The sequence below is a fragment of the Streptomyces sp. NPDC002463 genome (assembly GCF_042889835.1).
Taxonomy (GTDB): Bacteria; Actinomycetota; Actinomycetes; order Streptomycetales; family Streptomycetaceae; genus Streptomyces; species Streptomyces nymphaeiformis.
The window spans coordinates 1-20,494 of the sequence record NZ_JBIARL010000028.1 but is presented as its reverse complement, the minus strand read 5'-3'; the positions used below and the strand labels follow the sequence as shown (position 1 = coordinate 20,494).

Sequence of the window (20,494 nt, the reverse complement as noted above, 5' to 3'; positions counted from 1 at the left end):
CATGACGACGAATGACGTGACGATACAGACGGCGGCGAACTCCCTTCCCAGTCCTTGGCGTTCGCCGCGCTTCCGGCTGTTCTTCGGCGCCCGCAGCACCTCGCTCCTCGCCGACGGCATGCTGATGGTCTCGCTGACGACCGCCGTGCTCGGCGCGGGGTACGGGGCGGCGGGCGTGGGCTACGCGCTGGCCGCGTGGATGGCGCCGATCGTCCTGCTGGTGCTGTTCGGCGGGGTGTTCGCCGACCGGTTCACCCCGCAGGTGATGATGGTCGGCGCCGACGTGGTGCGGATGGTGGCCATGCTGGCGCTCGCGCTGCTCCTCGCCGCCGGCGGCATGCGGCTGTGGCACATGATGGCGCTGCTCGCGCTCAGCGGCGCCGCGACCGCCATGTTCCAGCCGGGTCTGGCGAGCCTGGTGCCCCGGGTCGCCGAGGACATCCAGCGGGCCAACGCGCTGCTGCGGATCTCCGAGTCGATCTGCACCCTGCTCGGTCCGGGCCTCTCCGGCCTGCTCGTGGCGTACTGGGACGTCGCCGGCTCCTTCGTCGTCATCGCGGCCTTCTACGCCTGCAGCGCGCTCGGGCTGGCGCCGCTGCGGAAGCTCGGCACGGCCCGGGACGAGAGCGACGAACCGATCCTGCGGCGGCTCGCCACCGGATGGCACGAGTTCCGGTCCCGGTCCTGGCTGTGGGGCGTGATCGCCGTGTGGTCCGTCTACGGCCTGTTCGTCTTCGGCCCGGCCCTGCCGCTCGGCGCGGCGCTGCTCACCGAACAGCACGGCGCGAGCGGTTACGGCTGGATCGCCTCCGCCGACGGCGCCGGCACGATCGTCGGCGGACTGCTCGGCATGCGGGTCCGGCCGCGCCGCCCGCTCGTCGCGGGCGCGTGCGCCATGTTCTTCTTCTCCCTGAACCCGCTGGCGCCCGCCCTGGGGTGGAACTTCACCGTCACGGCGCTGACCGGTGTCGTGGCCGGCTGCGGGTTCGCCTTCTGGGGCGTCATGTGGGCGACGAGCGTGCAGTCGCACATCCCCCTCGCCGTCCTGAGCCGTGTCTCCGCGTACGACGTCGCCGGCTCGATCATGGTCATCCCCCTGGGCCGCGCCCTGTCCGGCCCGGCCGCCGAGAGCGTGGGCGCCGACCGCGTCCTGCTCTTCTCGTCCGTCATGGGTCTGGTCCTGATCGCCGCCATGCTCTCCGTCCCGGCCGTCCGCGCCCTGCGCCGGGCACCGGAAACGGCCGCCGCCACCGAGAGCGCCGCGGGCGCCGGCTGAGCACCCGACGGCCCGGGGGAAGCGGAGGGAAACAGCTGTGCGATTGTCGGCCACGCGTGATAGTCACTACCTCCACGGGGCGGGTGATCACTGACCTCCCCGTTCGGACACAGCAAGGGGTGGGGACATGGCGTTGCTCCGTGATTGGGGGCTCACGCTGGGGAAATGGACGGGCCGGCCGGCCGTGCGGCTGGTGAAGGACTCCGGGGATCCGGACGCCTCCCGCGTCCGGGAGGCCGCGCGGGCCGGGGACTGGACCACGGTGCGGAAGGTGCTCGAAGCTCACCCCGAGAGCGAGGGCCGCACGGAACTCCTGTGGGCCGTCGGCGACACCCCCGGCGTGGAGCGGTGGATCACCCCGGTCCTCGAAGCGGAACCGGAGGCGGCCCTGCCCCGGCTCGTGGCCGGAATCCGCCACCTCAGCTGGGGGTGGGAGGCGCGCACCGCGGCCCGCGCCAAGGACGTCTCGCGCGAGCAGTTCGAGGTCTTCCACTCGCGGCTGCGCACGGCCGAGGAGTGGCTGTACGAGGCGGCCGAGCGCGAACCGCTGTGGACCTCTCCGTGGTACGGCCTCCAGATCACCGGGCGCGGCCTCGAGGTCGGCCAGGTCACCGCGCGGCGCCGCTTCGAGGCGACGGTGCGACGCGACCCGCAGCACCTGGAGGCGCACCAGCAGCAGTTGCAGCAGGTCTGCGACAAGTGGGGCGGCTCCCACGAGGAGATGCACGCGTTCGCGCGCGCGTCCGCGTTCGGCGCCCCGGGCGGCACGCACCTGGGGCAGCTCGTCGCCGCGGCGCACCTGGAGGAGTGGCTCTCCCTCGACCCGGGTGCGGACGCCGCGTACATGCGGCTGGCCGAGGTGACGAAGTCCCTGCGGGAGGCCGCCGAGCACTCCTACCGGCACCCGGACTTCGTCCGGCGGGGCGGATGGCTCCAGGTCCTCAACACCTTCGCGATGGCCTTCTCGCTGGCCGGGGACCAGGAGGCCGCCCGGGAGTGCTTCCGCGCCACCGAGGGACAGGTCACCGAGTTCCCCTGGTACTACCTGGACGGCTCCGACCCCGCCGCGGCGTACCGCAAGCGGCGCTCGTCGGCCGGTCGCTGAGCCGGGGGCCGCGCCGGTTCGGCCCCTGCGCGCCACGCGTCGGCCGGGCCGCCCGGTCGTGAGACCGCCGGCCCCTCCGTACGCCCTCCGTACCCCTCCGTACGCCTTCCTTCCGCTTCCCGTCCGCGCCCTCCCGGCGCGGACGCGCCCACCGAAAGACTCCGTCAGGTGCACCCTTCCGAGTCCGCCCACACGTTCCAGGTCGATCTGCGCGGCCTGGTCGACCTGCTCTCCCACCACCTGTACTCCAGCCCCCGCGTCTACCTGCGCGAGCTGCTGCAGAACGCCGTCGACGCCATCACCGCACGCCAGGCGGTCTCGCCCGGCGCACCCGGCACCATCACCGTCCGCACCGGTGAGACCCTGACCGTCACGGACACCGGCATCGGCCTCACGGAGGCCGACGTCCACCGGTTCCTCGCGACCATCGGGCGCAGCTCCAAGCGGACCGCCGGCGGCGCCCTGGACGGCGCCGGTCTGGACGCCGCCCGCGGGGAGTTCATCGGCCAGTTCGGCATCGGCCTGCTGGCGTGCTTCGTCGTGGCCGACGAGATCACGGTGGTGAGCCGGTCGGCGGCCGAGCCGTCGGCGCCCGCCGTCGAGTGGCGCGGCCACTCCGACGGCCGCTACACCATCCGGACCCTGCCCGCCTCCGCCGCGCCGGAGCCGGGCACGACCGTCCGCCTGACCCCGCGCGCCGACAACGCCGAGTGGACGAGTCCGGACCGGGTCGTCTCGCTGGCCCGCCACTACGGCGGCCTGCTGCGGCACGAGGTCACCGTCGTCGGCCCCCGGGGCGAGACCCACCGGATCAACGAGGCGCCGCCGTGGGAGCGGGAGCACCGCTCCCCGCTGGCCCGCCGCGAGGCCCTCGCCGCGTACTGCAAGGACCTGTTCGGCTTCGCACCGCTCGACAGCGTCGAGCTCGACCTGCCGGCGGCCGGTCTTCGCGGCGTCGCCTACGTGCTGCCGACGGCCGTCAGCCCGGCGCAGCGCGCGGGGCACCGGGTGCACCTCAAGGGCATGCTGCTCACCGACCAGGCGCCCGAACTGCTCCCGGATTGGGCGTTCTTCGTCCGGTGCGTGGTCGACACGACGAGTCTGCGGCCGACCGCCTCCCGGGAGGCGCTGTACGAGGACGGCACGTTGTCCGCCGTGCGGGACGCGCTGGGCGACCGGATCCGCGACTGGCTCACCGGGCTCGCCGCCAGCGACCCGTCGCTCCTCCACCGCTTCATCGACACCCACCACCTCGCGGTGAAGGCGCTCGCCCGGTACGACGACGAACTGCTGCGGATCGTGCTGCCGTGGCTGCCGTTCGAGACGACCGACGGCAACGTCACCCTGGAGGAGTTCGTACGGACGCACCCCACGGTCCTGGTCGCCCGCAGCGTCGAGGAGTTCCGCCAGGTCGCGCCCATCGCCTCGGCCGCCGGTCTCGGCGTCGTCAACGGCGGCTACACCTACGACCGGGACCTGGTGCACCGGCTGCCCGAGATCCGTCCGGGCACGACCGTCACGGACCTCGACCCGGCCACGGTCACCGCCCACCTGGACGCGGTGGACCCGACCGCCGAACTGCGCGCCGCGGCCTTCCTCGCGGTCGCCCGGGAGACGATCGGCGTGCACGACTGCGATGTCGTCCTGCGCGACTTCCAGCCCGTCACCGCCCCCGCGCTGCTCCTCGACAACCGGGAGGCGCGCCACGAGCGGACGAGGTCGGACCTCGCCGCCGGAAGCGACGGCCTGTGGGCCGACATCCTCGGTTCGCTGCGGCAGGAGACCCCGCGCGCCCAGCTGGTCCTGAACCACCTCAACCCGCTGGTCCGGCAGGCAATCACGATCACCGAGCGCGGCCTCGCCGTGACGACCGCCGAGGCGCTCTACGGGCAGGCGCTGCTGCTCAGCCGCCGTCCGCTGCGCGCGAGCGAGAGCGCCCTGCTCAACCGGGCCTTCATCGGTCTGCTCACCCACGCCATGCACCACCCCGGCACGGACGCCACCGGCACCGGGCCCCGGAAGGAACTGTAGAGATGCTGGACACCCCCGAGGCCGTCTTCGAGGCGCTGCGCGAGAACCACGACCGTCCGCACGGACTGCAGCGGACCGTGACCGCGGAGGAGCTCGTCGAGGCCGCCGCGCCCTTCGAGAAGCCGGACACGCTCGTCACGGCCCTCCTGGAACTGATGACGGCGTACGAGTTCACCGGCGAGCACCGCAAGTCGCCCGTCGTCTTCGCCCGGCTGCTCAAGCTGTGGGACACCGCTCCCGAGTCCTTCAGCGAGTGGGAGGCGCACCAGGTCTTCTGGCGCTTCAAGTGGGTGACGACGTCCCTGCTCCAGGTGCCCGAGATGCCGCTGGCCACCGTCCGGGGGTGGATCGACCAGATGCGCGTCCGGTACGCGGAGGCCGGGCACGGTCTCCAGCCGGTGGCCGCGATGCGCTACCACGTCGCGGCCCACACCGGCGTGGACGTCGCCGACGCCTACGACCTGTGGGCCACCCGTACCCGCACCGACCTCAGCGACTGCGAGGCCTGCGAGACCCGGCACCTCGCCTGGCACCAGGTGACGGCCGGGGACGACGCCGGAGCGCTCGACAGCTGGGCCCCCGTCCTCGGCGGGGTCCAGAGCTGCTCGGAGGAGCCGCAGGTCAGCCAGGCGCAGGCGCTGCTGCCGCTGCTGCGCCTGGGCCGCGCGGACGAGGCCCGCTCGCACCACCTCTCCGGCTACCGACGGGTCCGGGGCAACACCGGCACCCAGGAGTCGGTCGGCCTGCACCTGGAGTTCTGCGCGCTGTCCCGCAACGAGGGGCGCGGCCTGGAGATCCTCGCGGAGAACCGTTCGCTGTTCGAGGCGACGGGCGCCCCGCTGGCCCACCTGGAGTTCCTGACCGGCGTCGAGGTCCTGCTCGCCCGGCTCGTCGGGGACGGGCACGGGGACACCCCCGTGGCCGGGCCGCCGGGACGGAACTGGACGGCGGACGGGCTCCTCGCCCATGTGCGCGCCGAGGCGGACCGGCTCGCCGCCGCGTTCGACGCGCGCAACGCCACCACGGCCGTCGGCGACCGCCGCCGCGAGCGCCTCTCCCGGCGCCCGCTGCTCGACGAGCCGCTGCCGCTGGGCCTGCGGGCGTCCGCCGGCCGCACCCCGGCGGTGGCGCCCGCCGCGCCCGCCGTCGACGTCCCCGGGGTTCCCGAGGACTTCGTGGAGCTGGTGCGCGAGGCGCGGCGCATGGCGCGGGCGGGGCATCCCGGCGACACCCGGCTCTGGACCCGCATCGCGGACCGCCTCGCCGACGGCTCCGCCGCCCACGACGACCGGCTCGGCCCGGAGGACCTGCTGCGGGCCGAACTCGCAGGGCAGCGCGCGCTCACGCTCACCCTGGAGGACCGGGACGCCGAGGCCGTCGCGGAGCTGGAGCGGTCCGCCGCGCTCTACGAGGGCATCGGGATGCCGTGGCAGGCGCTGTCGACCCGCAGCCGGGCCCTCGCCTGGGTCACCGGGGGCGAGGCCACCGAGAACGCGACGGACGGGGCCACGGCCCCCGACGCCGAGGCCCTCCGGGCCGGCCTCGACGCGAAGGTGCGCGAGGCGGAGCGGCTGAAGGCCGAGGTCCCGCTCACGGGCGAGGCGCTCGGGGAGGGCGAGGCCGCGGGCGACGATCCGGCGCTCGGCCGCCGCCAGCACTACCTGACGGTGCTGTACTCCCGTACGTTCGCCGCGTTCAAGGAGGTGGCGCAGCAGCTCCCGGAGGTCTCCGACCTCGCCCTGGAGCGGTTCGAGGAGGCCGCCCGCGTGATGCGGGCCGAGGCGGAGAGCCTTTCCCTCCCCCACCAGGTGGCCCATGTGCGTCAGTTCGTCGCCGAGGTGGCCGTCCGGCGCGGTGACGCGGCCCTCGCCGAGGCGGAGCTGCGCGCCGGTCTGCGGGACAACGAGGCGGCGGAACGCCCGTGGCTCAGTGCGCGTCCCCGCGCGCTGCTCGCGCAGGTCCTCCTCGCCGGGGAGCGGCCCGCGGAGGCGAGGGAGCTGCTGCACCAGGCGATCGCGGACACCCTCCGCTACGACGACGCCGAGTTCCCGCTGGCTCCGACGTACGCGCTGCTCGGCCACGCCGCCTCGCGCCTCGGGGACACCGGGGGCGCGGTGCGTCATCTGTCCGAGGCTGCGGCGCGGTTCGACCAGGAGGGGGCGGCCGACCAGGCCACCGACGTACGGCTCCAGCTCGCCGACGTGCTGGCCCGCTCGGGGCAGCAGGCGGACGCCGTCGCCGTACTGGAGTCCGTGCTCTCCGACGAGGCGTCCGCCGCGGTCGGCGAACGGCCGCTGGCCCAGGCACGCCTGTCGCTGGCGCGCGGACTGCGGGAGCTGGAGGAGCACCTGGCCGCGGCCGAGGAGTTCCTGCGGCTCGCGGACGTCGTCGCCGGATGGGGGGACGGCGGCCCGGTCCTCACCCTGGTGGCGGCGGAGGCGGCGACCACGCTGGCCCTCGCCGGCCGCTGGGACGCGGCGGACACCGCGTACGAGCGGGCCCTCGCCGCGCACGCCGAGGCGCCGCACCCGCACCTGATCACGCACATGATGCGCGAGTTCGCCCGGCTCACCATGCTGGCCCGGGAGGCCGAGGGAGTGGACGCGGCCCTTGGGCACCTGACGCGCGCGGACGCGGTGCTCGCCGCCGTGCCGGAGGACGTCGAGGGCTTCGCGGCCTGGTACGAGCGCGGCGAGGTGCGCCACCGCCGTGCCCGGGTTCTGGCGGAGGCGGAGCGCTTCCCGGAGGCCCTGGCCGAGGCGGAGGCCGCGATCGCCACCCATGAAGAGGGCGGCGAGGAGGGCGAGGTGCCGCGGGCCGAGGCGGTCCGGATCGCCGCGCTGATCGAGGGTGCCCTCGGCCGGCACACGGAGGCGATCGCCCGGCTGACGACGGCGGCGGCGCGCTGCCGCGCGGCGGGCCTTCCCGAGGCCGCCGAGATCCTCGACGGCCTGCGGCAGGACTACGCGACCCGCGCGCGGGGCTGACGGCCCCGGCCCGCCGTCCCCGGTTCCCGTGCACCGGGCCGGCGGGCTCACGCCCCGCTGAACGCCATCGCGAGGGTCACCAGGGCGAGCAGCGCGAGGTACGCGCACGCGTGGACGCGGTCCGGGATCCGGGGCGGTCGGCGGCGCAGGACGGCGATGACCGGCAGGGCTCCGAGGAGCAGCGCCCCGGCCGCGTACGGGTCGACGAGACCGACCAGTCCGGTACCGGGCGGCGAGGAGGCGGCGAAGGAGACCGCGACGGCCGGGAGCGCCACGGCGAGGGTGAGGGGGTTGGCCAGCGCGGTCGCCACCCGCATGGGGTGTCCGGCCCGGCGCATCGCGGGGACGGTCATCACGCTGCCGCCGACGCCGAGGAAGGCGGCGACCGCGCCGATCGGGGCCCCGGCGGCGGCCGGCAGTGGCCGCGGGGCTCTCACAGGCCCCGCGTCCGGCCGGGTCGTCCGCAGGAAACCGGGCCGGAGCAGCAGGTCGAGGGCGGTCAGGGCGGTGTACGCGACGAACGCCCAGCGGGCCAGGGCCGGCGGGGCGAAGCGGGTCGCGTACGCCCCGGCGCAGGCGCCCGCCGCGAGCAGGGGGAGCAGGGCGCCGCTGCCGCGCAGGGCGAGGAGCACGGACCGGGGGGTGACGGCCGTGGCGAAGGCGGCGTTCACGACCATCACCAGGGCCGAGGTGGCGGTGGCCACCGGGAGGGCCGCCGTGCCGAGGGCGGCGTCGGCCCACACCACGACCGGGACCGCCACGAACCCGCCGCCGAACCCGAACAAGACCGTCGTCGCTCCGGTGAGGAGCCCGATCGCCATCAGCATCACCACGTCCATGGGTCAAGATCACCAGTCGGCCGGGGGTTCCCGCATGCGATGGTCGGCAGGATTCCTTCGCGTCTCGGCCGGTACGGTGGCCCGGTTACGGTGGCCCGGTGAAGAACATCCCGCTGGACGACGTCGACCACCTCGACCGCGCGGTCCTGCCGATCGGCACCGACTACGCGGCCGGGCAGGTCCTGGACTGGCACGAGCACCGGCGGGCGCAGTTCCTCTACGGGGCGACCGGCGTCATGGTCGTCGACACCGCCGACGGCACGTGGACGGTCCCGCCCGAGCGGGCGGTCCTGATCCCGGCCGCCACCCCGCACCGGGTCCGGATGCTGGGCGTCAGCACCCGCAGCCTGTACGTGGAGCCGGGCGCCGTTCCGTGGTGGCCGGCCCGCTGCACGGTCGTCGACGTACCGCCGCTGCTGCGCGAACTGCTGCTCGCGGCGGTCGAGTTCACGGCCGACTACAGCCTGTCGGGGCGGGAGGGCGCCATCGCGACGCTGCTGTTGCACGAGATCGCCGCGCGCTCTCCGCTCCCCTTCCACGTCGGGATCCCCGCCTCCGGAGACCTCGCGGCGCTGTGCCGGGAGTACCTGGCCGTCCCGGACGCGGCCGTCACCAACACCGACTGGGCGGCCAGGTCCGCCCGGAGCGAGCGGGCGTTCACCCGGCGGTTCCGCGAGGAGACGGGCGAGAGCCCGGCCGTCTGGCGGTCTCGCGCCCGGCTCCTCGCCGCAGTGCCCCTGCTCCGTACCTCGACGGTCAGCGAGGTCTCCGGCCGGCTCGGATACGGCTCCCCGGCCGCGTTCACGGCCGCCTTCACGCGGGCGTTCGGCATGCCGCCGTCCCGCTTCACGGCGGGCCGGGGCCGGGGCTGACGTCAGATCAACGCGTCACCGTCCACTTCTGGTTGGCGCCGCCGGAGCAGCTCCAGATCTGCAGCCGGGTGCCGTTGGCGGAGCTGTTTCCGGTGGCGTCCAGGCACTTGCCGGACTGCGGGTTGACCACGTCCCGGGCGGAGTCGGCGGTCCAGCGCTGGGCTCCCGTGCCGTTGCAGTCCCACAGCTGGACGGGGGTTCCGTCGGCCGTGCCGGCGGAGGTGACGTCGAGGCACTTGCCGAGCGCGCGGACGGTGCCGTCGGCCGCGAGGGTCCACTGCTGGGCCGCGGTCCCGTTGCAGTCGTAGAGCTGGACGGGCGTGCCGTTCGCGGTGTTCGCGCCGGCCACGTCGACGCACTTGCCGCCGATGCCCGTGATCGGTCCCGAGGTGGCGGGCGCGTCGGCGGTGGTGACGCGGACGTGGTCGACGACGAGTTGGTTCGGGAAGGCGGTGGAGCCGTCCGGGTCGCCGGGCCAGTAGCCGCCGACGGCGAGGTTGAGGATGAGGAAGAAGGGCTTGTCGAAGACCCAGGTCCGGCCGCCGAGGTCGGCGGGCGTGCGGGTCTGGTAGACCGTCCCGTCCACGGACCAGGTGATCCGGTTGGGCGACCAGTCGACGGCGAAGGTGTGGAAGGCGTCGGCGAAGGCCTGTCCGCCGGGCAGGGTGTAGCCGGCGCCGATTCCTCCGGAGCCGGAGTAGCCGGGGCCGTGCAGGGTGCCGTGCACGGTGGACGGTTCGAAGCCGACGTTCTCCATGACGTCGATCTCGCCCGAGTTCGGCCACCCGACCTGGCCGATGTCGTTGCCGAGCATCCAGAACGCGGGCCACATGCCCTGGCCGCGCGGCACCTTCATGCGGGCTTCGACGTGCCCGTACTTCGTGGTGAACTTCCCGGCGGTGTTGAGCCGGGCGGAGGTGTACTCGCAGCGCCCGTACCAGCACTGGTAGTTGCCCGGGTTCTCCTTGCGGGCGGTGATCACCAGGTGGCCCTGGCCGTCGAGCGCGGCGTTGCCGTTGCCGGCCGTGTAGTACTGCCGCTCGTGGTTGTTGACGTTGTCGCCGGTCTCGGTCTGCCACCGCGAGCCGTCCACGGCGGATCCCGCGGGTCCGTCGAAGTCGTCGGAGAAGGTGACGGCGGCCGTCCCGGCCACGGGCAGGAGGGCTTCCTGCGGATCGGCGGCCGGACCGAGCGCCGCGACGGCCAGGGCGACCGCGAGGGCCGCCACCGAGGAGGACAAGGTGCGCAGGCGTGAGCGGGAGGAGGTCATGGGGCTCTCTTCCGTCGGCTGTGGGGGGAGCGGCGGGACGGGTCCACTTCGCCGCACCCATGATTTAAGGAGTGAAGGAAGGGGCCGTCAAGACATCCGACACCCCTTCCGACTCCCCACGGCTCAGCGGGGGTTGCCCGCGTGGGTCAGGGTCTCCCAGGCGACGAAGAGGTTGTTCGTGCCCGCCGGCCGACCGGCCTCGGTGTACTCCCGGGTGTTCGTCATCGCGTACCCCATGCGGCCGTTCAGCGCGTTGAAGCCGACCTCGGTGACGGGTCCGAGGTGGTCCTTGAGGGTGCCGCCGCAGAGCCAGGACGGAACGGGCTCGCCGAGCCCGTACTTCGCCTGGAGGCCGAGGGCGTGGCGCAGCCGGTCGGCGACCTCGGGGTAGAGGTCCTGACCCTGGATGCGGCCGGTCTCGGCGATGTGCGAGATCGCGGACAGGCCGTAGCCGGTGTGGGTGAGGTCGCGGCAGGTCTCCTGGGTGAGCCCGTCGACGAAGGTGGTCTGCCCCTGCCAGTACCGGACGAGCTCGTCGCGGGTGTCGAGCCCGCTGCCCGGCGCGGCCTTCGGCAGGGCGCCGTCGCTCGTGAGGTAGATGTACGCGGGGACGCGGCCGCGGAACGTGGCGACGGCCTTGTCGTAGGCGGCGCGGTCCTCCAGGAAGACGGCGATGCCGAGGGCGGCCTCGGTCATGCTGAGCTCCCAGTTGCCGTTGGACTGGGAGCCGTTGGCCACCTCGGGGAGGTAGACGTTCCTCAGCATGGTCTCGAACCGGTCGACGCGGGCCTGCGGCCAGCCGGTGTAGGTGTAGCGGATGATCTCGGCGGCACGCGGCCAGGAGGAGCCTGCCCAGCCGGCCTGGAGGGGCGCGTTGGAGTTGGTGTGGTCGGTGATGACGCCGGACCAGGCGTCCATGATCTCGATCGCCTTCTCGGCGTAGCGGCCGTCACGCGTGACGTACCAGGCCAGGGAGAGCGTGTACGCGGCGAGGGCGTCCTCGCGTTCGTCGGTGCAGCCGTGGTTCGGGTTCGAGTACGAGCCGCACTCGACGACCGCGCGGGGCTTCGGAATCCGGGCGAGCGAGGCGTACCTGCTCGCCAGCATCTGGTCGAAGGCGCCCTTCCAGGGCTGCGCCCCGGCGGTGACCCTCTCCCGGGTGAAGTCGAGCTGCCCCCGGGAGACGAGGACGCCGGGGTGGACGAACGCGGTCGGGGCGGCCTCGGCGCGGTCGCCGCCGGGGGCGGCGACGAGCGCGGCCAGCAGGCCGGCGAGGAGGAGGGGGGCGGTGAACCATCTGGTCATGGAGTTACCCCATCTTCACGTATGTGAACGAGCGACCGTTGTCGACGCTGGAACCTAAAGGTCTGAACCAGGGCCGTCAAGAAGGCCCGTTCACATCGGATCCACCTCGCGAACCGCACACCACCGCCACACCCGAGGCCGAGACGTTCAAATGCGTGAACCAGCCGGAGGGGGTCACGACGGCCCGTGTCGTGGGGACGGCCCCGCCTTCCGTACGATTCCCCACGTTGCCACTCATACGTCTGAAGGAGATCAACATGGCCCAGGTCACGCTGAAGGGCAGCCCCGTGCAGGTCAACGGCGCTCTGCCGGCCCCCGGTAGCCAGGCCCCCGACTTCACGCTCGTCGCCGAGGGGCTGGCGGACAAGTCGCTCAAGGACTTCGCCGGTCAGCGCAAGGTCCTGAACATCTTCCCGAGCGTCGACACGCCGACGTGCGCCTCCTCGGTCCGCGCGTTCAACGAGAAGGCCGGGCAGCTGGACAACACGGTCGTCCTCTGCATCTCCGCCGACCTGCCCTTCGCCCAGGCCCGCTTCTGCGGCGCCGAGGGCCTGGAGAACGTCAAGAACCTCTCGACGCTCCGCGGCCGCGAGTTCCACACCAACTACGGCGTGGAGATCGCGGACGGCCCGCTGGCGGGTCTGACCGCCCGCGCCGTCGTCGTCCTCGACGAGAACGACACGGTGCTGCACGCGCAGCTCGTGGGCGAGATCGCCGACGAGCCGAGCTACGACGACGCGCTCGCCGTCCTGAAGTAGTCCTCACCGCGGCACGAAGAACGGGAGCCCTCCACCGACCCCGGTGGAGGGCTCCCGTTCTTCGTGCCGCGCCTCAGGCGCACCCCGGGCAGAGCCCCCGGTAGGTGACGTCCGCCTTCGACACCGTGAAGCCGAACCGCTCCTCCGGCGGCAGCACGGCCAGCGGGTCGCCCGACGGGCGGACGTCCCGGATGATCCCGCAGTTCGAGCAGACCAGGTGCTGGTGCGGGTGGCGCGCGTTCGGGTCGTACCGCTTGGCCCGCCCGTCCAGGGAGAGCTCCACGACCTCGCCGAGGGCGACCAGCTCACCGAGCGTGTTGTAGACGGTCGCCCGCGCGATCTCCGGCAGGCGCGCCACCGCGCGCGCGTGGACCTCGTCCGCCGTGAGGTGCACGTGCTCCCCGGCCAGGACCTCCGCGACGACGCGGCGCTGGGACGTCAGCCGCCAGCCACGCGCGCGCAGTCGCTCCAGCAGGTCACTCATGTCTCACCTCGGCGGCATAGGCAAACTTGGGGTTCATCTTGACTTGGACACTGTCCATCGTAGGATCGGTTTCGTAAATGGCCAAGGGACAGGAAGACTCCAGCACGGCGGGAGAAGCACACGTGACACCCGCGCCAGGCCCGTCCGCCGAAACGCACTTCCTGAGCACAGTGATCCGCCATGTCCGGAAGGATTCCCATGTCTGAGAACCACGACGCAATCGTCACCGACGCGAAGGCGGAGGGCGCAGGCGGCTGCCCCGTCGCGCACGGGCGTGCCTCCCACCCCACCCAGGGCGGCGGCAACAGCCAGTGGTGGCCGAACCGGCTGAACCTGAAGATCCTCGCCAAGAACCCCGCCGTGGCCAACCCGCTCGGTGAGGAGTTCGACTACGCGGAGGCCTTCAAGAGCCTCGACCTGCCGGCCGTGAAGCAGGACATCGCCGAGGTCCTCACCACCTCGCAGGACTGGTGGCCCGCCGACTTCGGCCACTACGGCCCGTTCATGGTCCGCATGGCCTGGCACAGCGCCGGCACCTACCGCATCAGCGACGGCCGCGGCGGCGCCGGTGCCGGCCAGCAGCGCTTCGCGCCGCTGAACAGCTGGCCGGACAACGGCAACCTGGACAAGGCGCGCCGTCTGCTGTGGCCGGTGAAGAAGAAGTACGGCCAGAACCTCTCCTGGGCCGACCTCATGATCCTCGCGGGCAACGTCGCCCTGGAGTCGATGGGCTTCGAGACCTTCGGCTTCGCCGGCGGCCGCGCGGACGTGTGGGAGCCCGACGAGGACGTCTACTGGGGCCCCGAGACCACCTGGCTCGGCGACGAGCGCTACACCGGCGACCGCGAGCTGGAGAACCCGCTCGGCGCCGTGCAGATGGGCCTCATCTACGTCAACCCGGAGGGCCCCAACGCCAACCCGGACCCGATCGCCGCGGCCCGCGACATCCGTGAGACCTTCCGCCGCATGGCGATGAACGACGAGGAGACCGTCGCCCTCATCGCGGGTGGCCACACCTTCGGCAAGACCCACGGCGCCGGCCCCGCGGACAACGTGGGCGCGGACCCGGAGGCCGCCTCCCTGGAGGAGCAGGGCCTCGGCTGGAAGAGCACCTTCCGCAGCGGCAAGGGCCCGGACGCCATCACCTCCGGCCTCGAGGTCACCTGGACCACCACGCCCACCCAGTGGGGCAACGGGTTCTTCAAGAACCTCTTCGAGTACGAGTACGAGCTGACGAAGAGCCCCGCGGGCGCCCACCAGTGGGTCGCCAAGAACGCCGAGGCGATCATCCCGGACGCGTACGACCCGGAGAAGAAGCACCTCCCGACGATGCTCACCACCGACCTGTCGCTGCGCTTCGACCCGGTCTACGAGCAGATCTCGCGCCGCTTCTACGAGAACCCGGCGGAGTTCGCGGACGCCTTCGCCCGCGCCTGGTACAAGCTCACCCACCGTGACATGGGCCCGGTCGTGCGCTACCTCGGCTCCGAGGTCCCGTCCGAGGTGCTGCTCTGGCAGGACCCGCTGCCGGCCCGCTCCGGCGAGCTCGTCGACACCGCCGACATCGCCTCCCTCAAGGAGAAGATCCTCGGCTCGGACCTCACGGTCACCCAGCTGGTCTCCGCCGCCTGGGCCGCCGCCTCCTCCTTCCGCGGCAGCGACAAGCGCGGTGGCGCCAACGGCGGCCGCATCCGCCTGGAGCCGCAGCGCAACTGGGAGGTCAACAACCCGGACGAGCTCGCGCAGGTGCTGCGCGTCCTGGAGGGCGTCCAGGAGTCCTTCAACTCCGCCCAGACCGGGGGCAAGCAGGTCTCCCTCGCCGACCTCGTCGTCCTCGCGGGCGTCGCGGCGGTCGAGAAGGCGGCCGCCGACGCCGGCCACGCCGTCGAGGTGCCGTTCACCCCGGGCCGCGTGGACGCCGCCCAGGACCAGACGGACGTCGAGTCCTTCGCCGCCCTGGAGCCGGCCGCCGACGGTTTCCGCAACCACCTGGGCAAGGGCAACCGCCTCCCGGCCGAGTACCTGCTCATCGACAAGGCGAACCTGCTCACCCTGAGCGCGCCCGAGCTGACGGTCCTCGTCGGCGGCCTGCGCGTCCTGGGCGTGACCCAGCCGCAGTCCTCGCTCGGTGTCCTCACCGAGACTCCGGGCAAGCTGACGAACGACTTCTTCGCCAACCTGCTCGACCTGGGCACGGAGTGGAAGTCCACCTCCGCCGACCAGACCACGTTCGAGGGCCGTGACACGGCCACCGGCGAGGTCAAGTGGACGGGCAGCCGCGCCGACCTGGTCTTCGGCTCCAACAGCGAGCTGCGCGCGCTGGCCGAGGTCTACGCGAGCGACGACGCGAAGGAGAAGTTCGTGAAGGACTTCGTGTCGGCGTGGGACAAGGTCATGAACCTGGACCGGTTCGACATCGCCTGATCCTCGCCGCCGTTCATCGGCGCGACTCCGGGGCCGGCCCGGGTGGCTTTCACGCCACCCGGGCCGGTCCGCTTTCGATGCCGCTCCGAGATCGACATCTTGACGCCGTGTGAGACAACCGAAGGGTGTCCACCACCGTCCTCACGAATCGAGAGGGGCATCGGGAGGAGGCCGGGCATCCGGCCTCCTCCCGGTGCTCCGACGATTCCGATCGTGAGGAAGAACGTTTTGATACGTGTCACACGCGGCCTGACCACCGCCGTGGCGTTACTCGCACTGACAGCTGCGTCGCCCTGGCCGGCGACCGCGCAGCCTTCACCCGGATCACCGCAGACCGGGCCGTCGGGGAGCCCGCTCGGTGACCTCACCCTCCCACCGGGCTGGCACGTCACCGGGGGCGGCGCGGACCGGCAGCTGGTCTGGACGTCCCCCGAGCGCGTCCCCGCGGGCGACGCCCGCGTCGAGTTCCACGCCGGCGACCGGCTCCTCGGCCGCCCGCTCCCCCGCCCGGACGGGCGTTCGTTCGCCCTCCCCCTCGGCGACCTCCGGCTCGAAGAGGGCGCGCAGCTCCGGGTGACGGCCGGCGGACGGCGGCTCGACGCGGCAGGACGCGCCGAATCCGCGCGCGAACGCCCCCTCGCCCCCGCCGCCGCACCCGAGGCACCGCTTCCCGTGAACCCGGTCGACCCCGGCGTGCCGGGCCCCTACCGGACCGTCAGCGGCGAGTACGCCCTGAACTCCGTGCGCATACCGGGGCTCCCGCAGCCCGTCGAGATGCGCGCCACGGTCGTCGGCCCGACGGGAGCACCGGGGAAGCGGCCGGTGGTCCTCTTCCTGCACGGCCGCCACGACACCTGCTACACGCCGGGGACGGAGGACGTCCGGTTCACCTGGCCGTGCCCGGCCGGCACCCGGCCGATACCGAGCGAGCAGGGATACCTGCGCGCCCAGCGCCTCCTCGCCTCGCAGGGGTACGTCACGCTGTCGATCGCCGCGAACGGCATCAACGGCCAGGACTGGCAGGCCGAGGACGGCGGCGCCCAGGCCCGCTCCTCCCTGGTCCGACAGCACCTCGCCCGCTGGGCGGACTGGACCGCACACCGGGCCGACGCCCCGGCGGCCGTACGGAAGACCGCGCCGGCCGACCTCTCGCGGGTGCTCCTCGTCGGGCACTCCCGGGGAGGCGAGGGCGTCAACCGGGCCGCGCTCGACAGCCTGAACCCGCCGCCCGCCGCCCAGGACGGGTACCGGGGTCCCGTGCGGTGGAAGATCCGCGGCAACGTCCTGATCGGGCCCACGGTGTTCGGCCAGAACCCGGCCCCCGACGTGCCCTCCACCACCATCCTGCCGGGCTGTGACGGCGACGTGTCCGACCTCCAGGGCCAGATCTACGTCGACGGCACCCGCGGCGTCAGCCGGGGCGCCGCCCTGCACAGCGCGGCGTACGTGATCGGCGCCAACCACAACTTCTTCAACAGCGAGTGGACGCCCGGCCAGGCGAAGGCCGCGGCCATCGACGACTTCTCGTCCGACGACGGCGTCGACCCGGTCTGCTCCCCCGGCACGGCGACCCGACTGACGGCGACCCAGCAGCAGGCCGCCGGCGCCACGTACATCGCCGCCTCCGCCCGGCTGTTCGTCGGGGGCGACGACGCGGTCCGGCCGCTGCTCGACGGCACCGGCCGCCGCGCGCCCTCGGCCGGTCCCGCACGGGTCCTCACCCACGCCGTCGGCGCGCACCGCACGCCGGCGTTCCTGCCGGGCTCCTCGGTCACCGTCTCCGGCGGCGGCCGGCTGTGCGCCCAGGTCGACCCCGACACCGCCCGCTCCTGCCTGTCGTCCGAGGAGGGCTGGTCGCCGCACTTCGCGTACTGGGAGACCTCACCGGAGCCGGGCCGCGACGCCGTGGCGATGAAGTGGACCGGTACGGGAAGCCCGGTCACGGTCCGCTCGACCAGGCCGGTGTCCCTCGCGGGCGCCGCGTCCCTGGCGCTGCGCGTGATCGTCCCGCCCAACAGCACCGGCACCGACCTGGACGTCGCCGTGACCGACGCCTCGGGACGCCGCGCGGACCTGGGCCGTGCCCGCGTCGACGGGCTGCCCGGCAGCCCGCGCACCGCCGCGTACTGGAGCCGGGAGGTCCGCGTACCGCTGACCGCCGCCACCCGGGCGGGCCTGGACCTCAAGCGGATCGCCACGCTCCGGCTGACCCCGCGCGGCGGCGCCGGACGCGCCTGGCTGATGGACGCCTGGGGCTGGCGGCCCGGCACCCCGGAGGCGCGCCCCGCGCCGCTCACGCGCGTCGACCTCGGCCGCCTGACGGTCGCCGAGGGGAACTCCGGGGTCCGGACCTACCGGATCCCGGTCACGGTCTCCGGCCGGGGCAGCGGCCAGGTCCGCCTGTTCGTCCCCGTGCCGGGCACCGAGGAGGTCGCGTCCCGCATCGTGACGGTGCGTCCGGGACGCCACGACATCGACGTACCGGTCGAGGTGCGGGGCAACAAGCGTTACGGCTACGACGTGGCGCACGACGCGTTCGTGAAGGCGGTGCGCGGCACCGTGGTCGGGGCGCACCGGGGCGGGGTGACCGCGCGGAACGACGACGCCATGCCCACCGTGCGCCTGACGCCGGTCACGGACGACGTGGCCGAGGGCTCGGCCCTGAAATGGCGGGTGACGCTCTCCGAGCCGGCCGACATCGAGATCTCGGGCGGAGTCCTGCTCAAGCCGGTGACCGACGGTCCGGAACTGTCCACGAAGGACGTCGACCGGGCCTGGCTGGAGGCACAGTTCGGCGAGGTGACGGACCCCGCGAGGCCGCTGTCCGGGACGGTGGAGGGCGGCACGAGCCTGTGGCTCTCCGTGCCGGCCGGCCAGACGAGCACGGAGGTGGCCGTCCCCACCGCCCGCGACGGTGAGGCGGAGCCGGCGGAGTTCCTCCGGGGTGCGCTGTTCACGTACGACGGGGCCTGGGAGCAGATCCCGGGCCCGGAGTTCACCGGGCGGGTACGGGACGCGGCGTGAGCTGAACCGACGGAAGCGGGGGCGGCCGGCGTGACCCTTCGGGGCCACCGGCCGCCCCTTTGCGCCACCCCTTGGCGTCACGTGGCACCATCCGGCGCCACGTGGCACCATTTCGCATCTCTGGAAGCGTCCGCACACGCGTGACACCCCAGCGACCCACCTAGGCACCATGGCGTTTCCCCAGGTCAGAATGGGTGGCACCGGAGAGCGTCCTCGCGACACCAAAGCACCCCTTGCATGTGGCGCCATTATGGTGCCATGATGACGTCATGGACCTCACCCCGTATGTCGAGAACCTCCGCCGCGAACTCGCGGTGGCCGCCGAAGCCGGCGGCGACGAGGCGCGCGAGCTGGCCGAGCGGCTGACCGCTCCCCTGGAGTCGGCGACCCGGCTGACCATGCTCAACGTGCTCTCCGCCGCGACGGACGAGATCACCCGTGAACTCGCGCCCGGCTCGGTCGACGTACGGCTCCGGGGTCTCGACCCCGACTTCGTGGTGACGCTCCCGCCCACCGGCGGCGCCCCCGCGGAGCCGGAGGCCGCCACCACCGAACCACTCCCGGCCCCGGCTCCCGCCGAGGGCGACGAGGGCGGCACCGCCCGCGTCAACCTGCGCCTGCCGGCCCACCTCAAGACCCGCGCCGAGGAGGCCGCGGCCCGCGAGGGCCTGTCGGTCAACGCCTGGCTCGTACGGGCCGTGTCGGCCGCGGTCGGCGGCGGCACCCGGACGCGCCCGCCGGAGAAGTCCCAGAACGTCGGACAGAGCATCACGGGCTGGGTGCGCTGACCGCGCCCCGGCCACCAGCACCTCACCCGCACCACCTCACCCACATCGCGTCCCACCCGCGGGGACGACCTGAAGAGTCAAGAGGACGGGACAGCCATGCCTTCTTTCGACACGCCCGAACCGATCTCGGTCACCGCCTACGTCTACGCCGGTTCCCTCCAGTTCACCGCGAGCGACCGCCTCGACACCGCCGTCGAGGTGCGGCCCCGGAGCCCGAAGAAGGACCTGGACGTACGGGCGGCCGACCAGACCGAGGTCACCTACGCCGGCGGCGTCCTGACCATCACCACGCCCAAGGCCAATCTGCTCGGGCGCGGCGGCACCGTCGACGTGACGGTGGAACTGCCCACCGGATCGCGCATCGACATGACCGGCACCGGGGCCAGCCTGATCGGCGAGGGCCGATTCGGAGAGGTCCGGGCGAAGACCTCCGCCGGCGACGTCCGCCTCGACACCACCGGCCCCCTGCACCTGACCGCGTCGCACGGCCAGACCACCGTGGAGCGGGTCGAGGGCAGGGCCGAGATCACCAGCAGCTCCGGCAACCTGCGCGTCGGCCACGTCGACGGCCTCGCCGTCCTGAAGAACTCGCACGGCGCCACGACCGTCGGCACGGTGACCGGCGAACTGCGCGTCAGCGGCGCCAACGGCAGCATCGACATCGCGCGCGCCGAGTCGTCGGCCACCGTCACCTCCACCAACGGCACCCTTCGCATCGCCGAGGTCTCCCGCGGCGAGGTCCAGCTGGAGACCTCCAACGGCTCCATCGAGATCGGCATCCGCTCGGGCACCGCCGCCTGGCTGGACGTCAACTCCAACCGCGGGCACGTACGCAACACGCTCTCCGCGTCCGAGGCCCCGGACGAGAGCGAGGAGACCGTCAAGATCCGCGCGAGGAGCAACTGGGGCAACATCGACATCCGCCGCGCCAAGGCCTGAGCACCCCGGCCCTCGCCAGGCCCCCACCCCGACTTCACCTCTATCACCCTTCGATCGGAGGGCCCCATGCCTTCTTCTGTCATGCCCATGATCACCTCATCCGACCGTCACCCCTCGCCGGCCGCCGTCTCCGCCTCCGGCCTGCGCAAGTCCTACGGCGACAAGACCGTCCTCGACGGCATCGACCTGCAGATCCCGGCCGGCACGATCTTCGCCCTGCTCGGCCCGAACGGCGCGGGCAAGACGACCGCCGTGAAGATCCTCTCCACGCTGATCACGGCGGACGGCGGCCGGGCGCAGGTCGCCGGCCACGACATCACCGCGCAGGCGCAGTCCGTCCGGGCGGCGATCGGGGTGACGGGCCAGTTCTCCGCGGTGGACGGCCTGATCAC

At 73.3% G+C, this 20,494-nt stretch carries 15 protein-coding genes; 11 read left to right on the top strand and 4 right to left on the bottom strand.

What is annotated here, in order from left to right:
- The first annotated feature begins 1 nt into the window (after nucleotide 1).
- The 4 genes from ACFYX3_RS37120 (at nucleotide 2) to ACFYX3_RS37105 (ending at nucleotide 7,399) form a co-directional block, all read left to right on the top strand.
- Nucleotides 2-1,276: an MFS transporter gene (locus tag ACFYX3_RS37120; protein ID WP_389023541.1), complete on the top strand. Its 1,275-nt coding sequence runs from the start codon at nucleotides 2-4 to the stop codon at nucleotides 1,274-1,276.
- 127 nt (nucleotides 1,277-1,403) lie between these two features.
- On the top strand, nucleotides 1,404-2,381 hold the full coding sequence (locus tag ACFYX3_RS37115; protein WP_389023538.1) for a hypothetical protein: 978 nt from the start codon (nucleotides 1,404-1,406) through the stop codon (nucleotides 2,379-2,381).
- A 168-nt stretch (nucleotides 2,382-2,549) separates the two neighbouring features.
- Nucleotides 2,550-4,412, top strand: coding sequence for an HSP90 family protein (locus ACFYX3_RS37110; protein WP_389023535.1), 1,863 nt, complete (start codon nucleotides 2,550-2,552; stop codon nucleotides 4,410-4,412).
- A 2-nt stretch (nucleotides 4,413-4,414) separates the two neighbouring features.
- Entirely contained in the window at nucleotides 4,415-7,399 is a 2,985-nt protein-coding gene (locus ACFYX3_RS37105) for a hypothetical protein (protein WP_389023532.1), read from the top strand.
- Between the two features lie 47 nt (nucleotides 7,400-7,446).
- On the opposite strand, the gene ACFYX3_RS37100 is transcribed toward ACFYX3_RS37105, so the two are convergent.
- A complete protein-coding gene (locus ACFYX3_RS37100) occupies nucleotides 7,447-8,238 on the bottom strand; it encodes a TSUP family transporter (protein WP_385664672.1) in 792 nt (263 codons plus the stop codon).
- A gap of 98 nt (nucleotides 8,239-8,336) precedes the next feature.
- Here ACFYX3_RS37100 and ACFYX3_RS37095 point away from each other — a divergent pair, with 98 nt between their 5' ends.
- Nucleotides 8,337-9,110 carry an AraC family transcriptional regulator gene (locus ACFYX3_RS37095; protein WP_389023528.1) on the top strand — a complete coding sequence of 258 codons (774 nt, stop codon included), beginning with the start codon at nucleotides 8,337-8,339 and terminating at the stop codon, nucleotides 9,108-9,110.
- 7 nt (nucleotides 9,111-9,117) lie between these two features.
- Here the strand turns inward: ACFYX3_RS37095 and ACFYX3_RS37090 are convergent, their stop codons facing one another.
- Both ACFYX3_RS37090 and ACFYX3_RS37085 read right to left on the bottom strand, forming a co-directional pair.
- Nucleotides 9,118-10,380, bottom strand: coding sequence for an RICIN domain-containing protein (locus ACFYX3_RS37090; RefSeq protein ID WP_389023525.1), 1,263 nt, complete (start codon nucleotides 10,378-10,380; stop codon nucleotides 9,118-9,120).
- Between the two features lie 123 nt (nucleotides 10,381-10,503).
- Nucleotides 10,504-11,685: an alginate lyase family protein gene (locus tag ACFYX3_RS37085; protein ID WP_389023522.1), complete on the bottom strand. Its 1,182-nt coding sequence runs from the start codon at nucleotides 11,683-11,685 to the stop codon at nucleotides 10,504-10,506.
- A 227-nt stretch (nucleotides 11,686-11,912) separates the two neighbouring features.
- On the opposite strand from ACFYX3_RS37085, the gene tpx reads away from it, so the two are divergent.
- Nucleotides 11,913-12,443, top strand: coding sequence for a thiol peroxidase (gene tpx, locus ACFYX3_RS37080; protein WP_246532357.1), 531 nt, complete (start codon nucleotides 11,913-11,915; stop codon nucleotides 12,441-12,443).
- 73 nt (nucleotides 12,444-12,516) lie between these two features.
- Here tpx and ACFYX3_RS37075 read toward each other — a convergent pair whose 3' ends face one another.
- Nucleotides 12,517-12,927: a Fur family transcriptional regulator gene (locus ACFYX3_RS37075; protein ID WP_376595033.1), complete on the bottom strand. Its 411-nt coding sequence runs from the start codon at nucleotides 12,925-12,927 to the stop codon at nucleotides 12,517-12,519.
- A 198-nt stretch (nucleotides 12,928-13,125) separates the two neighbouring features.
- Here ACFYX3_RS37075 and katG point away from each other — a divergent pair, with 198 nt between their 5' ends.
- The 5 genes from katG to ACFYX3_RS37050 form a co-directional block, all read left to right on the top strand.
- A complete protein-coding gene (katG, locus tag ACFYX3_RS37070) occupies nucleotides 13,126-15,351 on the top strand; it encodes a catalase/peroxidase HPI (protein WP_389023517.1) in 2,226 nt (741 codons plus the stop codon).
- Nucleotides 15,352-15,579: 228 nt separating this feature from the next.
- A complete protein-coding gene (locus ACFYX3_RS37065; RefSeq protein WP_389023706.1) occupies nucleotides 15,580-18,375 on the top strand; it encodes a hypothetical protein in 2,796 nt (931 codons plus the stop codon).
- A gap of 269 nt (nucleotides 18,376-18,644) precedes the next feature.
- Nucleotides 18,645-19,163 carry a toxin-antitoxin system HicB family antitoxin gene (locus ACFYX3_RS37060; RefSeq protein WP_389023514.1) on the top strand — a complete coding sequence of 173 codons (519 nt, stop codon included), beginning with the start codon at nucleotides 18,645-18,647 and terminating at the stop codon, nucleotides 19,161-19,163.
- A 96-nt stretch (nucleotides 19,164-19,259) separates the two neighbouring features.
- Nucleotides 19,260-20,102 carry a DUF4097 domain-containing protein gene (locus ACFYX3_RS37055; protein WP_382664096.1) on the top strand — a complete coding sequence of 281 codons (843 nt, stop codon included), beginning with the start codon at nucleotides 19,260-19,262 and terminating at the stop codon, nucleotides 20,100-20,102.
- An 81-nt stretch (nucleotides 20,103-20,183) separates the two neighbouring features.
- Nucleotides 20,184-20,494 (top strand): ATP-binding cassette domain-containing protein (locus ACFYX3_RS37050; protein ID WP_389023703.1); only part of this gene is annotated, 311 nt, incomplete at its 3' end.

Excerpts from the sequence above, each read along its gene's own strand:
- ACFYX3_RS37120 (WP_389023541.1), top strand. The coding sequence starts at position 2 with ATGACGACGAATGACGTGACGATACAGACGGCGGCGAACTCCCTTCCC.
- ACFYX3_RS37115 (WP_389023538.1), top strand. The coding sequence starts at position 1,404 with ATGGCGTTGCTCCGTGATTGGGGGCTCACGCTGGGGAAATGGACGGGC.
- ACFYX3_RS37105 (WP_389023532.1), top strand. The coding sequence starts at position 4,415 with ATGCTGGACACCCCCGAGGCCGTCTTCGAGGCGCTGCGCGAGAACCAC.
- ACFYX3_RS37100 (WP_385664672.1), bottom strand. The coding sequence starts at position 8,238 with ATGGACGTGGTGATGCTGATGGCGATCGGGCTCCTCACCGGAGCGACG.
- ACFYX3_RS37090 (WP_389023525.1), bottom strand. The coding sequence starts at position 10,380 with ATGACCTCCTCCCGCTCACGCCTGCGCACCTTGTCCTCCTCGGTGGCG.
- ACFYX3_RS37085 (WP_389023522.1), bottom strand. The coding sequence starts at position 11,685 with ATGACCAGATGGTTCACCGCCCCCCTCCTCCTCGCCGGCCTGCTGGCC.
- ACFYX3_RS37075 (WP_376595033.1), bottom strand. The coding sequence starts at position 12,927 with ATGAGTGACCTGCTGGAGCGACTGCGCGCGCGTGGCTGGCGGCTGACG.
- katG (WP_389023517.1), top strand. The coding sequence starts at position 13,126 with ATGTCTGAGAACCACGACGCAATCGTCACCGACGCGAAGGCGGAGGGC.
- ACFYX3_RS37060 (WP_389023514.1), top strand. The coding sequence starts at position 18,645 with ATGGACCTCACCCCGTATGTCGAGAACCTCCGCCGCGAACTCGCGGTG.
- ACFYX3_RS37055 (WP_382664096.1), top strand. The coding sequence starts at position 19,260 with ATGCCTTCTTTCGACACGCCCGAACCGATCTCGGTCACCGCCTACGTC.